A 17,614-nucleotide genomic window follows, 5' to 3' on the forward strand; every position below is an offset into this window, starting at 1 on the left:
GACGGAATGACGACTTCGCTGTGGCAGGACACCGGCACCGGCGTGCTGCGGCTGCCGTCCGGGCGGCTGGTCAGAGGCCGCGGGCTGCGCCACCCGCTGCCGCAGGGGCCGGCGCCCGGGTTCGCGGTGTACCTGCTCGGCAAGGAGCCGCCCGAGGTGCCCTGGGAGGCCCGCTGGCTGCGCTGGCCCGACTTCCGGCTGCCCGCCGACCGCGCCCTGGCCCGCGACGTCCTCGGCGAGGTCTGGGAACGCGCGGCGGCCGAACGCGTCGAGGTGGCCTGCGGCGGCGGCCGCGGCCGGACCGGCACGGCCCTGGCCTGCCTCGCCGTCCTGGACGGTGTGCCGGCCGCCGAGGCGGTGGACTTCGTACGCCGCGGCTACGACCGCCGGGCCGTCGAAACGCCCTGGCAGCGGCGCTATGTACGCCGCTTCGGACACTGACGGGCCGGGTACCCCGGCCCCGCTGCCACCAGGTGGTCGCCGACGGCCCCGCGGTCCAGCAGGCGGGCGAGCCGCACCGGGACGTCGCCGCCGACCAGGGCGGCGACCAGCAGCGTCAGCCCGAAGGTGAGCAGGGCCAGCGCCCGGCCCAGCGGCATGCTCTCGGCGAGCCGGGCGCCGAGCACCGGGGCGACGGCTCCGCCGAGCGCGCCGACGTTGTAGACGAAGCCCAGCGACGCCGCGCGGGTCGCGGTCGGGAAGTGCCCGGCGAGATACTTCGGCAGAATGCCCGAGATGCCCTGGCCGAGGGCGAGCAGGACGAAGAGCAGCATGCCCAGCGCGACCAGGCTGTCCCGGACGGCGAACACCGGGAAGACGAACGCCAGGGACGCCAGCAGGGCGCCCGCGTACGCGCGGCGGGTGCCGAACCGGTCGCCCGCGAAGCCGGCCAGCCAGCAGCCCGCCATGGTGCCGAACCCGGCGTAGAACATCACGTCGGCGACCTCGGCGGGCGCGTACCCCAGCTCGGTCTTGAGGTAGGTGGGCAGCAGCGCCTGGACGGGCCAGCTGTAGAGGAACGCGCAGAACACGGTGATCGTCAGGGACACGTACAGCACCCAGCCGCGCCGACCGCCGAGCTGTACGGCGAACGCCGTCAGGCAGAGCGCGGCGAGCGCCGCCAACCACGGCACGTGGCCGGTCCCGGCCGGGGTGAAAACGCAGGTGAGCGCGGCGAACGCGACGACTGCCAGCACGCAGTTGAGGCGGCGCCGCGCGCGCCCGGCGAACAGCGGCCGGAACGGATTGGGGCGCTCTTCGGCGGCCCCCACCTCGGCGCTCCAGTCGTCGGCCTCCGGCAGGGACCTGCGGACCCAGAGCGCGACCAGCACCGGCAGCACCCCGATCCAGAACATCCACCGCCAGCCCCAGTTGGGCACCACCCACTGGTACAGCTGGGCCGCGAGGATCGTGCCGCCCGCGTAGCCGGATATGAGGAAGCCGGAGGCCCGGTTGCGCAGGGGGGCCGGCCAGGTCTCCAGGACGTACGTGGCGCTGGCGCTGTACTCCCCCGCCATGCCCAGGCCGATGACCAGCCTGGCGGCGAACAGGCTGGTGTAATTCCAGGCGAAGCCGCTGGCGAAGGTGCCCAGCGAGTAGAGCAGGATGCTGGCGATCATCGCGGGCCTGCGCCCGTACCGGTCGCCCAGCGCGCCGAGGAGCGCCCCGCCGAGCCAGCGGGTGACGAACGCGCCGGAGACCAGGGAGGCCGCGCCGGCCGTGCTCAGGCCGAACGTGCCGGCGATCTCGGTCAGGACGAGGGTGATCAGGACGAAGTCGAAGCCGTCCAGGAGGTAGCCGACCCAGGCGGCGGCCATCGCCTTCCACTGGCGGGGCGTCACCTGCCGGTACCAGGGCGTCCGCCCACCGCCCTTCGAGGAGCGCCTCCTCATAGCAGCCCGGCTTCCTCCAGGCAGCGCCGGACCCGGCCGACCGCGGCCTCGTCCAGCGGCAGCTGCGGCGGCGCGGTGGCCGGGCAGTCGATGACGCCCTGGAGGTGCAGGGCCGCCTTGAAGGCGCCCAGCGCGGAGGAGTTGCGGCCCATCACCGCCGGGTCGCCCGCGTCGGTCAGCGCGAAGAGCGCGGCGAGCCGGTCCTGCTCGGCGGCGGCTTCGCGCCAGCGGCCCGCCGCCGCGTGCTCGTAGAGGCGTACGTAGCCGTCCGGATCGACGTTGCCCAGGCCGGGGACGACGCCGTGCGCGCCCGCCAGCAGGGCGCCGTCCACGGTGAGTTCCGACCCGGTGAGCACGGAGAAGCCCGGGTTGCGGGCGGGCATGCCGACGAGCAGGCGGCGCAGCGCGCCGTCCTCGCCGCTGCTGTCCTTCAGGCCGGCCAGCACGCCGTCGCCGGCGAGCGTGCGCACCGTGTCGAGGGGCAGCTTGGTGTGCACGGCCATCGGGATGTCGTACGCGAACAGCGGCAGGTCCGCTCCTTCGCGTACCCGGGTGAAATGGCCGGCGATCTCGGCGGGGTGGGTGCGGGTGTAGAAGGGGGCGGTGGCCACGATCGCGTCGGCGCCCAGATCCCGGGCCGTACGGGCGTGTTCCAGCACCCGGGCGGTCGTCATGTCGATGGCCCCGGCCAGTACGGGCAGCCGGCCGGCGGCCGCCTCGACCACCGTCTCGACGACGGTGCGGCGCTGCGCGTCGGTCAGGTAGGCGGCCTCCCCGCTGGAGCCGAGGACGAACAGCCCGCTCACCCCGGCGCCCGCGAGCCGGGCGGCGAGCGCGGCCAGCGAACGGGTGTCGACCCGCCCGTCGGGGGTGAACGGGGTACACAGCGGCGGGACGACACCGGTGAGCGGCGCGGGGAGGGACATCGGTGACCAGCTTTCTGCACACTCGCATTCCGGACATCAAACGTCCCATGTTGGCGGACCTGCGGGTGAATCTGGACCAGCCGCCCAGGCGTGTCAATACCGCGCACCACGCCCTCCGGCAGAGCGTTCGTTGACGGCGGATCGGCCCCTGCCTAGCGTTGCGCCCTACCGGCCGGTACGGCCGTGATCCCATGCGGAGGCGAACATGGCTCGACGGCAGGACACCGCAGAACGACCCCACGACCTGGTGCTGTTCGGCGCCACCGGCTTCGTGGGGCGGCTCACCGCCGCCTACCTGGCCCGGCACGCGCCCGCCGGCTGCCGCTGGGCGCTGGCCGGCCGTGACCGCGCGAAGCTGGAGCGGCTGCGGGAGGAACTGGCCGGCATCGACCCGGCCTGCGCGGAACTGCCCCTGCTGTGCGCCGACGCCGACCACCCCGGCTCGCTGCGCGCGCTCGCGGCGGGCACCCGCGTGCTCGCCACGACCGTCGGGCCGTACCTCGCCTACGGGGACCCGCTGGTCGCCGCCTGCGCGGAGGCCGGTACGGACTACGCCGACCTGACCGGCGAGGCCGAGTTCGTCGACCGGACGTACGTGCGCTACGACGCGGCGGCGCGCGACTCGGGCGCCCGGCTCGTGCACGCCTGCGGCTTCGACTGCATACCGGCGGACCTCGGCGCGCGGTTCACGGTCGGGCAGCTGCCGTCCGGTGTGCCGCTGCGCGTCGACGGCTTCGTGCACACCACCGGGGCCATGTCGGGCGGCACGCTGGCTTCCGCGCTGGCGGCGGTCTCGCGTCCGCTGGGCATGCTGCGCGCCGCCCGCGACCGGCAGCGCCTGGAACCGTGGCCCGCGGACCGTACGGTGCGGGCCCCGCTCGGCCGCCCGTACCGCAACGGCGCCGTGCGGGCGTGGGCCCTGCCGCTGCCGACGCTCGACCCGCAGATGGTCGCGCGCTCGGCGGCCGGACTGGCGGAGTACGGTCCCGACTTCCGCTACCGCCACTTCGCCGCCGTGAAACGGCTGCCGGTCGCGGTGGGCGGCGCGCTGGGCGCGGGCGCCGCCTGCGCGGTGGCGCAGCTGCCGCCCGCGCGCCGCTGGCTGTCCGCACGCCTGGAGCCGGGCACCGGGCCGAGCGACGAGCGGCGGGCCCGCAGCGCGTTCAGCGTGCGCTTCGTCGGCGAGGGCGGCGGGCGGCGCGTCCTGACGGAGGTCTCGGGCGGCGACCCGGGCTACGACGAGACGGCGAAGATGCTCGCCGAGTCGGCGCTGAGCCTGGCCTTCGACGACCTGCCGGAGACGTCCGGGCAGGTGACCCCGGCGGTGGCGATGGGGGACGCGCTGACCGGGCGGCTCCAGCGGGCGGGCATGACGTTCCGGGTGGCCGCCAAGGCGGCGTCCCGGACGGCCTGACCGGGCGGCCGCCGGCGGTAGGTCAATCGGCGCGCGCCTGCGACAGGGCGCGCCGGCACAGCGCGTCGGCGGCCCTGGTCGTCTCCGGGATGCGGTACTTGGGCGTGAGGTGGAGGGTGTGCGCGCAGGCCCGGTCGAGGTCGATGCGGTGGCCCACGGACACGAACACCGGCTTCACGCCCTTCTGCGTCCGCAGCACCCGCCCGACCACCTCCTCCTCGCCGGGGCCGCCGGCACCGCCGCCGGGATCGCGGCTGTCCCAGAGCGGCGAGGACGCGCCCCGCTCCACGCCGGGCAGCTCGTAGCAGGACGTGAAGGGGTTCTTGGCGACGCCGATGGCGGGCAGGCCGGTGAGCACGCCGAGGTGGCTGGCCAGGCCGAAGCGGCGCGGGTGCGCGAGCCCGTACCCGTCACAGACCACCAGGTCCGGCGTGCGGCCGAGGCGGCCGAGGGCGTCCAGCACGGTGGGGATCTCCCGGAAGGCCAGCAGCCCCGGCACGTACGGGAAGGCGACCCGGCCGACGGCGGTGGCCTCCTCGACGACCTCCAGTGTGACGGCGTCCAGGGCGACGGCCGCCGCGGCCACCAGGTCGCGTTCGTCGTCGTAGGCGACGTCCACGCCGACGAACGTTCCCGCGAAGCCGGGTTCCGGGCCGGACTGCTCGTGCCGTACGTGCGCGCGCAGCCGGTCCTGCACGGCGCGGGCCTCGGCTTCGCCGGTGGGCCAGTGGGCCAGCTCGTCTTCGGGGGAGATCGTGCCGTCGTTCGTCATGGTGGGATCACGGTACCGAACAGGCGGTAACGGCCGGTTGCCCGAGGTACACATGTGCGACGATGCGCCACGGTGCACGGAGCGAGGAACGGGGAGCGGGAATGTTTGCGATATCGCTGGGCGACGACGGTGCCGAACTGCGGCCCCTGGAGCCGTACCACGCCGAGGAGTACCTCGCGCACGTGGACCGCGGCCGGGAGCACATCGGCCGCTTCACCGGGCTGGCGGACGCCTGCTCCGACCTCGGCTCGGCGCGGGCCTTCCTGAAGTCGTACGCGGACAAGGCGGCGGCCGACAGCGGCCGGCTGTACGGCATCTGGGTGGACGGCAAGCTCGTCGGCGGCGTGCTGTTCCGCACCTTCGACGCCGCCGCGGGCACCTGCGAGGTCGGCTGCTGGCTGGAGGAGACCGCCGTCGGCCGCGGGCTGGTCACCCGCGCGATCCGGGTGATCGTCGACTGGGCGGTCGAGGAGCGCGGGATCCACCGCGTGGAGTGGGTGGCGGCCGCGGGCAACACCGCGAGCACCAAGCTCGCCGAGCGGCTGGGCCTGGTGCGCGACGGGGTCCTGCGGCAGAGCTACGCGCACGGCGGGGTACGCCACGACATGGAGGTCTGGTCGGTGCTCGCCCCGGAGTGGCGCGAACTGCGGGCGCGCTGAGGCGCTTACGCGGTGGGCGGCGCGGACGGCGGCAGGTCCTCCAGGAGGGTGCCGAGCGCGCCGGTGACCAGCGCGCACACGGTGTCCGGGTCGGCGTCGGCCAGCGGCTGCTTGCCGACGACCACCCGCATCAGGCCGATCCCGAGCATCCAGGAGAGGGCGAGGTCCGCGCGCAGCCCGCGGTCGTCGGCGGTGCTCAGTGTGGCGAGCACCCGCGCGTAGTCGTCGCCCATCTCGCGTACCGCGGTGGTGATCTCGTCGCTGTCGCCGATGGACCGGAGGAACGTCTCCAGGGCCCGGTCCCCCGGCTCCTCGCCGCGGTGGCCGAGCATGTCGCGCAGGGCCGCTTCGAACAGCCCCTCGGGCGGCGTGCTGTGCAGCTGTTCCTGGCCGCCGAGCGCCACCACCTCGCCGAAGAGCGCCTTCTTGGAGCCGAAGTAGCGGAAGAGCAGGGCTTGGTTCACCCCGGCCCGCTCGGCGATGTCGCGTACGGTCGCCCGCTCGTAGCCCCGCTCGGCGAACAGCGCGGCCGCCGCCTCTAGGAGCAGCAACCGGGTGCCCCGCGCCCCGCGGCGACGCGTTCCGCCCCCGGTTCCCGGCGGCTCCGCCGGTCCGGCCTCCGGCTCGTTCCCGGCCATGCGCGTACTCCTCTCCAGCGCTGGTGCAGGGCCGTTGACCGTACCAAGAACACCCCTCTACTTTGTAAGCAGCTGCTTACACGTAGGAGGCCCTGGTGACCACAGCCGGCACGACGCCCCTTTCCTACCCCTTCAACGAACCCGGCGGACTGACCCTGTCCGACGCCTACGAAGAGGCCCGCAACCAGCCGGGGTTACTCCGGGTACAGATGACATACGGCGAACCGGCCTGGCTCGCCACCCGTTACGCCGACGCCCGGCTGGTCCTCGGCGACCGGCGCTTCAGCCGCGCCGAGGGGCTCAACCGCGACGAGCCGCGGCAGTCCGAGGGGCGGCAGGACAGCGGCATCCTGAGCATGGACCCGCCGGACCACACCCGGCTGCGCACGCTCGTCGCCAAGGCGTTCACCGTCCACCAGGTGGAGAAACTCCGGCCGTGGGTACGCGAGCTGACGCACGGCCTGATCGACGAGCTGGAGGCCGCCGGGCCCCCCGTGGACCTCGTGGACCGCTACGCCCTGCCCATCCCGGTCGCGGTCATCTGCCGCATGCTCGGCGTGCCCGAGGAGGACCGGCCCAAGTTCCGCGAATGGAGCGACGCGGCGCTGTCCACCAGCTCGCTGACGGCCGAGGAGTTCGAGGCCAACCGCGAGGAACTGCGCGCCTACATGGCGAAGCTGATCGCCGAACACCGGGCGGAGCCCCGGGACGACATCATGACGGCGCTCATCGAGGCCCGGGACGTCAACGACCGGCTGTCCGAGCTGGAGCTGACCGACCTGTGCGTCGGCATCCTGGTCGCCGGCCACGAGACGACGGCCACCCAGATCCCCAACTTCGTGCTCTCCCTGCTGGACCACCCCGGCGAGCTGGCGCGGCTGCGCGCGGACCCCGCGCTCGTGAAAAGCGCCGTCGAGGAGCTGCTGCGCTTCGTCCCGCTGGGCAGCGGCGCCGGCTTCCCCCGCTACGCCACCGAGGACATCGAGGTGGGCGGCACGCTCGTACGCGCGGGGGAACCCGTACTGGTCGCCGTGGGCGCGGCCAACCGCGACGCGCTCCGCTTCGACGCGCCGGGCACCCTGAACATCGCCCGCGACGGCAACCAGCACCTCGGCTTCGGCCACGGAGTGCACCACTGCCTCGGCGCGCCGCTGGCCCGGCTGGAGCTCCAGGAGGCACTGATCGCCCTGATCACCCGCTTCCCCGGGCTGCACGTGGCGGGCGACGTGGTGTGGAAGGACCAGATGCTGGTCCGCGGCCCGCGCGTGCTGCCGGTGGGGTGGTGAGCCCGATGACCTGGAAGGCCGGCATCGACGGGCGGCAGTGCATGGCGTCCGGCATGTGCGCCGCCATCGCCCCCGACCTCTTCGTCCTGGACGGGCCGCACGCCCGGCCGCTGGACGAGGAGATCCCCGAGGACGAGCGCGCACTGGACGCGGCCGACTCCTGCCCGGCCGTGGCGATCCTCGTCCGGGACGGCGACACGGTCGTCGGGCCGCGTCCCTGAAGTGCGGTACGGGGGCCGGGCGGCGGCTCCCGTACCGTGCGGCGCGCGCCCGGCACCGAACGGCCTACCCGGCGCGGCCGCCCCTCACCCGTCTGCCCCCGCCGCACACGGACAGCTCGCCGGCCGCGGAGCGGCGCAGTGACCTGCCGCGACGCCGTCCGGCGGGGGGCGACACGCCGGGGGGGCGGCACCATACCTGACGCGTCCTCACCGGGCGGGGGCGGCGCGCCGAGGCTTATCTCGGATGCGTCAGCGCGGATCCCTCCGATCCTGCCGCGGCGCACCCGCGCCGCCTCCGCGCTGCCGGAGGATCAACCATGCGTTCCACTCGCGTCATCGCCGCTTCCGGCCTCACCGTCGCCGCCCTGGGCCTCTCGGCCGGCGCCGCGTTCGCCAAGCCCGTCGCCTCGGCCAGCCCGCACCTGGTGGGTCCCGGCGGCTCCGTCACGATCACCGTCACCTGCGACCCGTGCAAGGGCCGGAGCATCGCCGCCACCTCTCAGGGCTTCGCCAGCGGGACGATCCACCTCAAGCGGGTCGCGGGCCAGCACCCGGGGGCGCGCTCCACGTTCCGGGGCACCGCCCGGGTGGCGTCCCAGGTCTCCGGTGGCCCCCACCACGTCGGCCGCTACGCGACGTGGGGCGTGGACGGCAAGTGCCCCGACGGGAAGGCATGGCACACCAGCTTCAAGACCGACGCCAAGCTGCCGCACGGCAAGGTGCGCACGGGCGCCGGCGGCACCAGCGAGGACTCCAACACGACGGAGATCGTCGCGGGCGCCGCGGTACTGGCCACGGCCGCGATCGGCGGCACCTACTTCCTGCGCCGCCGCCAGAACAACGAGTCCTGACGGCCCTGCGGCCGCACCTACGAGGACGCCACGGGCCGCCGCCCCCTCGCCGGTTCCCCACCATCTCCCGGACCGGCCGGGGCGCGGCGGCCGCCGCCGGGCGGCACCGCGGACGCCGCATAACATGGCACGCATGTTCGTACTTGAGCTGACCTACACCGCCCCACTGGAGCGCGTCGACGCCGCCCTGCCCGACCACGTGGAGTGGCTGAAGCGGAACTACGCCGCCGGGCACTTCCTCGCCGCCGGGCGCAAGGTGCCGCGCGACGGCGGCCTCATCATCGCGTCCGTCGCGGACCGGGCGACCGTGGAGGCGATCGTCGCGGAGGACCCGTTCACGCTCGCGGGCGTGTGCGACTACCGGATCACCGAGTTCGTCGCGACGACCACGGCACCCGCGCTGGAGGCGTACAAGGAGCAGCTGCCTTCCTGAGGCGGCGGCAGTCGCCTTCCCGGGGCGGCGCCGGGCCGCTCAGCCGCGCTCCAGGAGCACTCCGATCTCCTCGTGCAGAGCGGCCGGCAGCCGGGTGCCCCAGCGTGCCGCCGCCTCGGTGGCCAGCTCCCGGCTCCACTGCCAGCTGCGCCGCGCCGCGGTCCGTACGGCCGGGAGGACGGCGGGAGCGGTGGTCGCGGTGTAGCGGTCGCGGTCGGCGGCCGGCAGGTCCTGTTCCAGGGCGCGGCTGGGAGTCAGCCAGTGTGTGGTGGAGCCGCGCAGCAACCGGCACAGCTGGAGCTGCTGCGGGGCGACGACCGTGTGCAGCAGTGCGTGTGCGCGGGCCGTCTCGCCGCGGCCCAGGACGTGGGCGAGCATCAACGTCCAGTTGGCGAGTTCGTCGGCGAGCTGCTGGGCGGTCGGGCCCGGCTCGGGCGGGCACGGGTCGGCGAGCCGGGCGGCCGCGGCGGTCAGCCGGCCACCGCGGTCGAGCAGGACGGCGGCGCCGGGGTCGGGCAGATGCACCGTGCCGCGCCAGGACGGGACCTCCTCGATGCCGGGCCCGGCGGCCACGAGGTGGAATTCGCCGCGCATCAGATCGTCGAAGACGACGGCCAGGATGCCGTACATGTTCGTGTACGCCAGCTTCAGCGGGGCCAGCCGGCCGAGGAACTCCCGGCCGTCGAAGTCCTCGGCGTGCGCGTCCCGTACGTACAGGTACGCCTCGATGTCCGAGTGGGCGTCGGCCTCGCCGAGGGTCCACGAGCCGTAGAGCAGTACGCCCTCCAGCCGGGGTTCGGCCTCGGCCAGCTCGCGCAGGCGGGCGATACGGCGGTCGAGGGCAGGGGAATGCGAAGCGGTGGAGCGCTGCATGGGCGGAATCTCCTGAACGGGTGAAAGGCATACGGACACAGGGCACGGGCCCGGCGGCAACACGCCGGGCGGCACCCGCGAACCACGTCCGTCTGCTCAGGAAACGCCCATGGGCGGCAGCGTACGCGACCGGCCCGGCCCTACGGGGCGGGGGTCGGCCAGCTGCCGCCGTTGAGCCAGTAGCCCTGGATCTCCTCCAGGTGGCGGCCCTTGGTCTCGGGGGCCGTGGCCGCGGCGAAGGCGAGCGCGCCGAGCGCGAGGAGGCCGAGGCACGCGAAGGTCGTGGCGGCGCCCGCCCAGGACATCAGGGACGGGAAGAACTGCGCGATCAGGAGGTTCGCGACCAGGTCGGCCGTCAGCATCGCCGACGCGCCGGTGGAGCGCAGCCGGGCGGGGAACGCCTCGCTGGCGTACACCCAGATCAGCGAGCCGAAGCCGAAGTTGAAGGCGGCGGTGAAGAGCAGGATGGCGCCGAAGCCGATCCAGATGGTGCTGCCTTCCGGGTCGCCGAAGCCGAACACGGCGGTCAGGACGGCGAGCATGGCCACCATCGTGGTGATGCCCGAGAGCAGCACGACGCGGCGGCCCAGCCGGTCGATGATGAGGATGGCGAGGACCGTCGCGGCCAGTGAGGCCAGCTGGACGAAGGACGGCAGCAGGAAGTTCTGCCCGTCGCCGGTGAAGCCCATCTCCTCGAAGATCTGCGGGCTGTAGTACGTCACGGCGTTGATGCCGGTGATCTGGCAGAAGAAACCGAGCCCGACGACGAAGAGCGCGGCGCGGGCGTACGGCTTGCGCAGCAGCGAGCGCACCGAGCCGCCGCTCTCGGCCGCGAGGGCGGCCCGTACCGCTTCGGTCTCGGCGCGCGGGTCGACGTCGGGGTCGGTCAGCTCCATGACCTCGACGGCCTTTTCCGTCCGGCCCTTGAGGACGTACCAGCGGGGCGTGTCCGGGAGCCGGAACAGCGGGATCAGCACGAGCGCTGCCGGGATCGCGGACAGGCCGAGCATCAGCCGCCAGTGGCCGCCCGCGGAGAGCCCCCAGTTCACGAAGTACGTGAGGGCGATGCCCGCGACCGTGGCGACCTGGTAGGCGGCCACGGACGCGCCGCGGATGCGCGCCGGGGTCGACTCGGCGATGTAGAGCGGGGCCGCGACGATGGAGATGCCGATGGCGACGCCGAGCAGGAACCGGACCGCGTCCAGGACGACGACGTTCGGCGCGAGGGCGGAGAGTACGACGAACACCGTGTACGAGCCCGCGACGATCAGCATGGCGGCCTTGCGGCCGAGCGCGTCGGCCAGCTTCCCGCCGATCAGCGCGCCCAGGATCGAGCCGAACACCAGGATGCTGTTGACCAGGCCCTTCTCGGTGTCGCTGAGGTGGAAGTCCTTGCTCAGGAACACCAGGGCGCCGGAGATGCTGCCGGTGTCGTAGCCGTAGATGACGCCGACGACGGCGCCGGTGAGGGCGAAGAGCCGGCCGGTGCGGCGGGGTGCCCGGGCGGGCGGCGGTGACTGCTTGGAGCGCGTTGCGATGGACATGGGCAGTCCTTTGTGACGACTGGCGGCGGAACGGCCTTGTGGTGCTACGCGCACTGCCCGGCGGCCGCCGCCTCGTTGCGGCTGCTTGAGTGATCCTGCGAGTATTCGACTCCTTTCACGCATGTGTCAACAGTCACCAGAGACGACCGCGTCTTCTGTATACCTCCTGCATACCCCCTGTAGAGAGCGCGCGTTGACGGCTCATCCCTTCCCACGCAAGGGACACTCCCACCCGTACGAGGGATGGATTACGCCGCAGGGCGTGCGTAGAGTTGCATGCAAGCGAGCAACTTATTGCAAGTTCACGCAGGAACTCTGGAGGCGTCGTGAGCGAGACCTCGTACATGGAGCAGGAGCTGCGCAGCCAGCCGGACACCTGGCGGGAGGCGGCGCGGATCGGCGGCGGCGCCGACGGGCCGCTGCCCCGTGCCGGACAGCGGGTCGCCGTGGTGGGCTGCGGCACCTCGTGGTTCATGGCGCAGGCGTACGCGGCGCTGCGCGAGGGCGCCGGGCGGGGGGTGACGGACGCCTTCGCGGCCTCCGAGGCGTTCCTCGGCGCCGGCCGCGCGTACGACGCCGTCGTGGCGATCACCCGCTCCGGGACCACGACCGAGGTGCTGCGCCTCCTGGAGCAGGTCAAGGGCCGCATCCCGACCGTGACGGTGCTCGGCGACCCCGGCACCCCGGCCACCGGCCTGTCGGACGCGACCGTCACGCTGCCGTTCGCCGACGAGAAGTCCGTGGTCCAGACGCGGTTCGCGACGACGGCGCTGGCCCTGCTGCGGGCCCACCTCGGCGAGGACCTGTCCGGCGCGGTGCGCGACGCGGAGGAGGCGCTGACCGCGCCGGTGGACAAGGAGTGGGTGGACGCCGAGCAGTTCTCGTTCCTCGGCACGGGCTGGACGTTCGGGCTGGCCAACGAGGCGGCGCTGAAGATGCGGGAGGCGTCGCAGAGCTGGACGGAGTCCTACCCGGCGATGGAGTACCGCCACGGCCCGATCTCGATAGCGACCCCCGGCCGCGTCACCTGGGTGTTCGGCCCGGTCCCCGAGGGGCTGGAGGCGGATGTCGCGCGGACCGGCGCGCAGTTCGTGCACCACGACCGCGACCCGCTGGCCGACCTGGTGCTGGTGCAGCGGATCGCACTGGAGCGGGCCCGCGCCCGCGGCCTGGACCCCGACAACCCGCGCAGCCTGACCCGCTCGGTCATGCTCGCGGCGCCGGAGCCCGCGGCGGGGTAGCGCGCCGGCCCCGCCGCCCCGCTCACCCACCGGCCGACGTGCACCCACCCGCCGACGTCCGGCAACTGCCGGCTTTCACCCACCCGCCGACGTCCAGCACCTGCCGGCTTTCACCCACCCGCCGGCGACCACCACGGCCCGCAAGGGAGTCAGGACCCCATGCCCCTCGTTCCCACCTCGTCGATCGTCACCGCCGCCCGTGAGGCGCGGGCCGGCGCCGCGGCGTTCAACGTCATCCACCTGGAGACCGCCGAAGCGCTCGTCGCGGCCGCCGAGCGCACCGGCTCCCCGGTCATCCTGGGCATCAGCGAGAACTGCGTCCGCTACCACGGCAGCCTGCTGCCCATCGCCCGCGCCACCCTCGCGCTCGCCGAGGCGTCCACCGCCCGGATCGCCGTGCACCTGGACCACATCACCGACGCGGAGCTGGTGCGCGAGGGCGTCGGCGCCGGAGTGAAGTCGGTGATGGTGGACGCCTCGGCCCTCCCCTACGAGGAGAACGTCGCGGCGACGGCGGAGCTGACCGCCTGGTGCCACGAGCGCGGGGCCTACGTGGAGGCCGAGCTCGGCGAGGTCGGCGGGAAGGACGGTGTGCACGCGCCGGGCGCCCGTACCGACCCCGACGAGGCGCTGGCGTTCGTCCGGGCGACCAAGGTGGACGCGCTGGCCGTCGCCGTCGGCTCGTCCCACGCGATGCACGAGCGCACAGCCGTACTGGACAAGCAGCTGATCGCGGCCTTGTACGAGAAGCTGCCGGTGCCGCTGGTGCTACACGGCTCCTCGGGGGTGCCCGACGACGAACTGCGCCGGGCCATCGCCGCCGGCATGACGAAGATCAATATCTCCACCCATCTGGTCTCCGTCTTCACCCGCACCGTCCGCGACACCCTCGGCGCGGACCCCGCCCTCGTCGACTCCCGCAAGTATGTGAAGCCGGCGCGGGAGGCGGTGGCCCGGGAAGCCGCGCGGCTCCTCGGCGTGCTGGGCGCCCCGACGACGGTCCCCGGCCAGCAGGCTGCCGCGGAGACGACCGTGCAAGGGTGAGGGCCGCGGGCGGCGGCGGGTCAGAGGGGGAGCTTGTACGCCTGCCAGAGCGTGGTGACCTCGGCGCCGGTGCCGGCGAGGGCCTCGGCGGTCGCCGGGTCGTCCAGCTCCTGGACGACGAGGCCGGTCACGGCAGGGTGCTCGGCCCGCAGGCAGGTGACCAGGTGGTCGAGCAGGGCGAGGAGGTGCCGCGGCCCGGAGCCGAGATGGACGGGTTCGTCGGCGTACGCCAGGTGTCCTTCGACGACCGCGCCGAGCTGGGCGGTCACCGTGCCGTCCGCGGTCTGCGCGTGGACGAGCAGGGTGTCGTCCCCGCTGCCCGCGAGGTGGTCCGCCAGCTCGTCGGCGACCCAGTACGCCTCCGGGTTGGTCGCGGTGTAGAGGCCGAGGTACCGCTCCACGACGTCGGCCGGCAGCGGGTGCGGGGCGCGGCGGACGTCCAGCGGCGGCAGGTCGCGCGGCGGCTGCCAGGAGTCGAGCGGCACGGTCCAGTACCGGCCGAGTACGGCGACCACCTCCGCGCCCACGGCGGCCGCGGCCCGGCCCGCCGTGCCGGTGTCCAGCCCGCTCCACTCCAGCGAGGTGAAGCCGAGCGCGCGGGCCTGCGGAGCGGCGGCGGACAGCAGCCGCGCCATCAACACGGCGTCTCCCGGCAAGCCGGGGCCGGTGAGGTCGGCCGGGTAGCGTCCGGTGGCCAGCCGGCGGCGTTCCAGCTCCACGAAGGTGGCGTCCAGGCAGGCGATCGGCTCGTCGTCGACGGGCTGTACGAGGTTGCCCAAGCCGACCAGTACGCCGTCCCGCCGGACGGCGACCGCGCCGACCGACTTCGGCCACTCCCCGTCCTCGTCGTCTGCCCCGTCCGCCTCCGGCGCCACGCCCTGCTCCGCCCCTCCCGGCCCTGCTACCTCTTCCGCCTCTTCCGCCTCTTCCGTTTCGGTGATTCCGAGGAGGGCGAGCATTTCGTCGGAGAGCCGGTCGGCGGCGTCGGGGCCCGCCTCGAACTCGGTCAGCAGTCCGTCGTGGGTGTCGTGCATGCGCGGTTCCTCGGTATCGGGGGCGGTATCGGGCTCGGTGGCGGACAGGGGCCGGGTTCCGGGGCCGTGCCGGTCCCGGCCGGGGCGCGGGCGGCCCCGGTGCGCGGTGGGTACGCGGTGTCGGCGTTCCGTACCGCCGGGGAGGAGGATGCACGGGCGCCGTACGAGGTTGCCTCGGTGCGGCACCTGGTGCGCAAACGTTTGCGCGCCATCCCCGGGCAGGATGTGCGCAGCACCCGGCCGATCGCGCTCCCGTGCGGTCCGGGGGCCCACCGGATATCACGTAAGCCGCCGGAAAGGACTTAGGCTCGCGCCATGAACCGCCATGAACGGATGAACGCCCTCTTGGAGCTGCTCGGCGAGCGCGGCCGGGTGGAGGTCGAGGAGGCCGCGACCAAGCTGGAGGTATCGGCCGCGACGATGCGGCGCGACATGGACGCCCTCGCCGACCAGCAGCTGCTGACCCGCACCCGGGGCGGGGCCGTGCTCAGCTCGGTGGCGTACGACCTGCCCATCCGTTACAAGCGGGCGCACCGCGCCGACGAGAAGGAAGCGGTGGCGCAGGCCGCCGCGAAGCTGGTCGAGCGCGGGGACGTGGTCGGGCTGAGCGGCGGCACCACGACCACGGAGATCGCGCGGGTGCTGGCCACCCGCCCGGAGTTCGCCGAGGCGGGCCCGCAGCCGCATCTGACCATCGTCACCAACTCCCTGAACATCGCCAACGAACTCGCGGTGCGGCCGCAGATCAAGATCGTGCTGACCGGCGGGGTGGCGCACTCCAGGTCGTTCGAACTGGTCGGCCCGTTCAGCGAGCTGGTGCTCCAGCAGATCTCCGTGGACATCGCCTTCATCGGCGCCAACGGGATAGACCCGGTGATGGGCGCCACCGTGCACGACGAGGCGGAGGCCCGGGTCAACCGGCTGATGGCCGAGCGGGCGCGGCGCGCGGTCGTCGTCGCCGACTCCTCGAAGATCGGCGAGCGCTGCTTCGCGCGGGTCGGCGACGCCGACGTGTTCGACACCCTCATCACGGACAGCGGCGCGAAGGAGGCCATGCGGCGGGAGTTCGGCGAACGGGGCCTGCGGGTGGTGGCCGCCCGGCCCGTCCCGCACGACTGAGCCGGGGCGGGAGGCGAAGGACGGCGGTACGCGCCCGCCCGCCCCCGTCCGCTCTCGGCGGACACCCCCGCGCGGCGTGGGGCGCTGCCTCACGATGGCCGGATGGCTATCGGGAACGCAGCACGGAGGACATCTGCCGCGGACGCTCCGGTGCGAGGGGTTCGCAGGCTCGATCTCGGCTACTTCGTACGTCCCCCGTCCGAGACGGGCGGTCCGGAGCCCCGGGTGGAACCGGTGCTCGCCTACCTGGTGCGGCACGACGCCGGGCTGCTGCTCTTCGACACGGGAATCGGCGCCGCCGACCCCGGTACCGAGGCGCACTACCGGCCGCGGCGCCGGTCACTGGAAGCGGCGCTGGCCGCGGCCGGGCACCGGCTCGCGGACATCTCCCTGGTGGCCAACTGCCACCTCCACTTCGACCACTGCGGCGGCAACCCGCTGCTGAGCGGCCGGACCGTCCTGGTGCAGGCGACGGAATTGGCCCTGGCCCGCCAGGGTGGCTACACCATCGACGCGCTCGTCGACTTTCCCGGTGCCGTCTACGAGGAGCTCCACGGCGAGGCCGAGGTGTGGCCCGGCGTCCGCGTCGTACCGACGCCGGGCCACACCGAGGGGCACCAGTCGCTCGTCGTCGAGCGGCCCGACGGCACCGTCGTCCTCGCCGGGCAGGCCCACGACCGAGCCTCGGACTTCGCGTCGGACCACCTGGCCCGCCAGGCCGCCCTGGACGGCGTGGCCGCCCCGCTCCCCTCCTACCGGCCGTGGCTGGAGCGGCTGGCCGCCTTCGGTCCGCGCCGGGTGCTGTTCGCCCACGACTGTTCGGTGTGGGAACCGTCCGGGTGCCGGTAGCGGCCGCGCGGCTACCAGGTGCCGTCGCCGCGCAGGACGGCGTCGGCGCCGCCGTCGATGAAGACGATCTGGCCGGTGACGTGCGAGTTCTCGGGCGACGCCAGCCATGTCAACAGCGGGGCGGTCTGTTCGGGACGGGCATGGCCGTGCAGCGGCATCGGGACGCCGGCGTCGACGATCCGGCGCGTCTCGGGGTCGGCGAGCATGGGCGCGGTCATGGGCGTGACGACGGTGCCCGGCGCGACGCCGTTGAGCGGGATGCCGGCGCCCGCCCAGCCGCCGGTGGGCGCGGTGCGGCGGACCCACCGCGCGAGGGCGGCCTTCGAGGAACCGTAGACGAGGTACCCCTCGCCGCGGTCGACGGCGGCCTGGGCCGCGGCGACCGCCGCCGGCTCGTCCCCGGCCAGCGCGGCGTCGACGATGGCGGGGTCGCACGGGTGCACGGAGGCCACCGAGGAGACGACGACCGCGCGCGGGTCGGTACCCGCGGCGAGCAGCGGGCGCAGACCCTCCAGGGTGGCCACCGCGCCGAAGTGGTTGACCTTGACGGTGAGCGGTTCGAAGGCGGCGGTCCCGGCGCAGGCGATCACCGCGTCGAGCCGGCCGCCCGTCAGCTCCCCGGCCCGTGCGACCAGTTCGGCGCGGCCCTCGGCGGTGGCGAGGTCGGCGCGGATGTCGGCGTCCTCCAGGTCGGCGCCGAGCACGGTGTGCCCGGCCGAGCGCAGGCGGGCGGCGGTGGCCCGGCCTATGCCGGAGGCCGCTCCGGTGACGAGGCAGGTACGGGGCATGGTCGGCTCCTCGGCGTGGTCTGTCGATCG

General features: G+C 74.1%; 19 protein-coding genes. 11 read left to right on the forward strand and 8 right to left on the reverse strand.

The window, feature by feature from the left end; translation table 11 throughout:
- The first annotated feature begins 6 nt into the window (after positions 1-6).
- Positions 7-441, forward strand: coding sequence for a protein-tyrosine phosphatase family protein (locus tag ACH4K4_RS02365; RefSeq protein WP_398164169.1), 435 nt, complete (start codon positions 7-9; stop codon positions 439-441).
- On the opposite strand, the gene ACH4K4_RS02370 is transcribed toward ACH4K4_RS02365, so the two are convergent.
- On the reverse strand, positions 417-1,892 hold the full coding sequence (locus tag ACH4K4_RS02370; protein WP_398164171.1) for a sialate:H+ symport family MFS transporter: 1,476 nt from the start codon (positions 1,890-1,892) through the stop codon (positions 417-419). The two genes, ACH4K4_RS02365 and ACH4K4_RS02370, sit on opposite strands and share 25 nt — an antisense overlap.
- The gene (locus tag ACH4K4_RS02375) at positions 1,889-2,818 is read right to left on the reverse strand and encodes a dihydrodipicolinate synthase family protein (protein ID WP_398164172.1); all 930 of its coding nucleotides are present in this window, start codon (positions 2,816-2,818) and stop codon (positions 1,889-1,891) included. Before ACH4K4_RS02375 ends, ACH4K4_RS02370 begins: the two co-directional genes overlap by 4 nt.
- A 205-nt stretch (positions 2,819-3,023) precedes the next feature.
- Between ACH4K4_RS02375 and ACH4K4_RS02380 the strand changes: the two genes are divergently transcribed.
- Complete coding sequence (locus tag ACH4K4_RS02380) at positions 3,024-4,232, forward strand: saccharopine dehydrogenase family protein (protein WP_398164173.1); 1,209 nt, start codon at positions 3,024-3,026, stop codon at positions 4,230-4,232.
- A 22-nt stretch (positions 4,233-4,254) separates the two neighbouring features.
- On the opposite strand, the gene ACH4K4_RS02385 is transcribed toward ACH4K4_RS02380, so the two are convergent.
- A complete protein-coding gene (locus ACH4K4_RS02385; protein ID WP_398164174.1) occupies positions 4,255-5,004 on the reverse strand; it encodes an endonuclease V in 750 nt (249 codons plus the stop codon).
- A 101-nt stretch (positions 5,005-5,105) separates the two neighbouring features.
- On the opposite strand from ACH4K4_RS02385, the gene ACH4K4_RS02390 reads away from it, so the two are divergent.
- Positions 5,106-5,663, forward strand: coding sequence for a GNAT family N-acetyltransferase (locus tag ACH4K4_RS02390; protein ID WP_398164176.1), 558 nt, complete (start codon positions 5,106-5,108; stop codon positions 5,661-5,663).
- Positions 5,664-5,668: 5 nt separating this feature from the next.
- Here the strand turns inward: ACH4K4_RS02390 and ACH4K4_RS02395 are convergent, their stop codons facing one another.
- Positions 5,669-6,301 (reverse strand): TetR family transcriptional regulator, encoded by a 633-nt coding sequence (locus tag ACH4K4_RS02395; protein WP_398164177.1) that lies wholly within the window; start codon positions 6,299-6,301, stop codon positions 5,669-5,671.
- Between the two features lie 95 nt (positions 6,302-6,396).
- Between ACH4K4_RS02395 and ACH4K4_RS02400 the strand changes: the two genes are divergently transcribed.
- From ACH4K4_RS02400 to ACH4K4_RS02415, 4 genes are all read left to right on the forward strand, one after another.
- Complete coding sequence (locus ACH4K4_RS02400; RefSeq protein WP_398164178.1) at positions 6,397-7,587, forward strand: cytochrome P450; 1,191 nt, start codon at positions 6,397-6,399, stop codon at positions 7,585-7,587.
- A gap of 5 nt (positions 7,588-7,592) precedes the next feature.
- Entirely contained in the window at positions 7,593-7,808 is a 216-nt protein-coding gene (locus ACH4K4_RS02405; protein WP_398164179.1) for a ferredoxin, read from the forward strand.
- Between the two features lie 317 nt (positions 7,809-8,125).
- Entirely contained in the window at positions 8,126-8,659 is a 534-nt protein-coding gene (locus ACH4K4_RS02410; protein WP_398164180.1) for a hypothetical protein, read from the forward strand.
- Between the two features lie 133 nt (positions 8,660-8,792).
- Positions 8,793-9,092 (forward strand): YciI family protein, encoded by a 300-nt coding sequence (locus tag ACH4K4_RS02415; protein ID WP_398164182.1) that lies wholly within the window; start codon positions 8,793-8,795, stop codon positions 9,090-9,092.
- A gap of 39 nt (positions 9,093-9,131) precedes the next feature.
- On the opposite strand, the gene ACH4K4_RS02420 is transcribed toward ACH4K4_RS02415, so the two are convergent.
- Positions 9,132-9,965: a nucleotidyltransferase domain-containing protein gene (locus ACH4K4_RS02420; RefSeq protein ID WP_398164183.1), complete on the reverse strand. Its 834-nt coding sequence runs from the start codon at positions 9,963-9,965 to the stop codon at positions 9,132-9,134.
- A gap of 140 nt (positions 9,966-10,105) precedes the next feature.
- Positions 10,106-11,509 (reverse strand): sugar porter family MFS transporter, encoded by a 1,404-nt coding sequence (locus tag ACH4K4_RS02425; protein ID WP_398164184.1) that lies wholly within the window; start codon positions 11,507-11,509, stop codon positions 10,106-10,108.
- A 326-nt stretch (positions 11,510-11,835) separates the two neighbouring features.
- Between ACH4K4_RS02425 and ACH4K4_RS02430 the strand changes: the two genes are divergently transcribed.
- Both ACH4K4_RS02430 and ACH4K4_RS02435 read left to right on the forward strand, forming a co-directional pair.
- Complete coding sequence (locus ACH4K4_RS02430; RefSeq protein ID WP_398164186.1) at positions 11,836-12,750, forward strand: SIS domain-containing protein; 915 nt, start codon at positions 11,836-11,838, stop codon at positions 12,748-12,750.
- 159 nt (positions 12,751-12,909) lie between these two features.
- Positions 12,910-13,794 carry a class II fructose-bisphosphate aldolase gene (locus tag ACH4K4_RS02435; protein ID WP_398164188.1) on the forward strand — a complete coding sequence of 295 codons (885 nt, stop codon included), beginning with the start codon at positions 12,910-12,912 and terminating at the stop codon, positions 13,792-13,794.
- A 20-nt stretch (positions 13,795-13,814) separates the two neighbouring features.
- On the opposite strand, the gene ACH4K4_RS02440 is transcribed toward ACH4K4_RS02435, so the two are convergent.
- Entirely contained in the window at positions 13,815-14,828 is a 1,014-nt protein-coding gene (locus ACH4K4_RS02440; RefSeq protein WP_398164189.1) for a hypothetical protein, read from the reverse strand.
- A gap of 315 nt (positions 14,829-15,143) precedes the next feature.
- On the opposite strand from ACH4K4_RS02440, the gene ACH4K4_RS02445 reads away from it, so the two are divergent.
- Positions 15,144-15,947 (forward strand): DeoR/GlpR family DNA-binding transcription regulator, encoded by an 804-nt coding sequence (locus tag ACH4K4_RS02445; protein ID WP_398164190.1) that lies wholly within the window; start codon positions 15,144-15,146, stop codon positions 15,945-15,947.
- Between the two features lie 102 nt (positions 15,948-16,049).
- Positions 16,050-16,796: an N-acyl homoserine lactonase family protein gene (locus ACH4K4_RS02450; RefSeq protein ID WP_398164191.1), complete on the forward strand. Its 747-nt coding sequence runs from the start codon at positions 16,050-16,052 to the stop codon at positions 16,794-16,796.
- Between the two features lie 11 nt (positions 16,797-16,807).
- Here ACH4K4_RS02450 and ACH4K4_RS02455 read toward each other — a convergent pair whose 3' ends face one another.
- On the reverse strand, positions 16,808-17,584 hold the full coding sequence (locus ACH4K4_RS02455) for an SDR family oxidoreductase (protein ID WP_398164192.1): 777 nt from the start codon (positions 17,582-17,584) through the stop codon (positions 16,808-16,810).
- Positions 17,585-17,614: the final 30 nt, after the last annotated feature.

This window comes from Streptomyces sp. NPDC017529, assembly GCF_044329785.1.
Classification (GTDB): domain Bacteria; phylum Actinomycetota; class Actinomycetes; order Streptomycetales; family Streptomycetaceae; genus Streptomyces.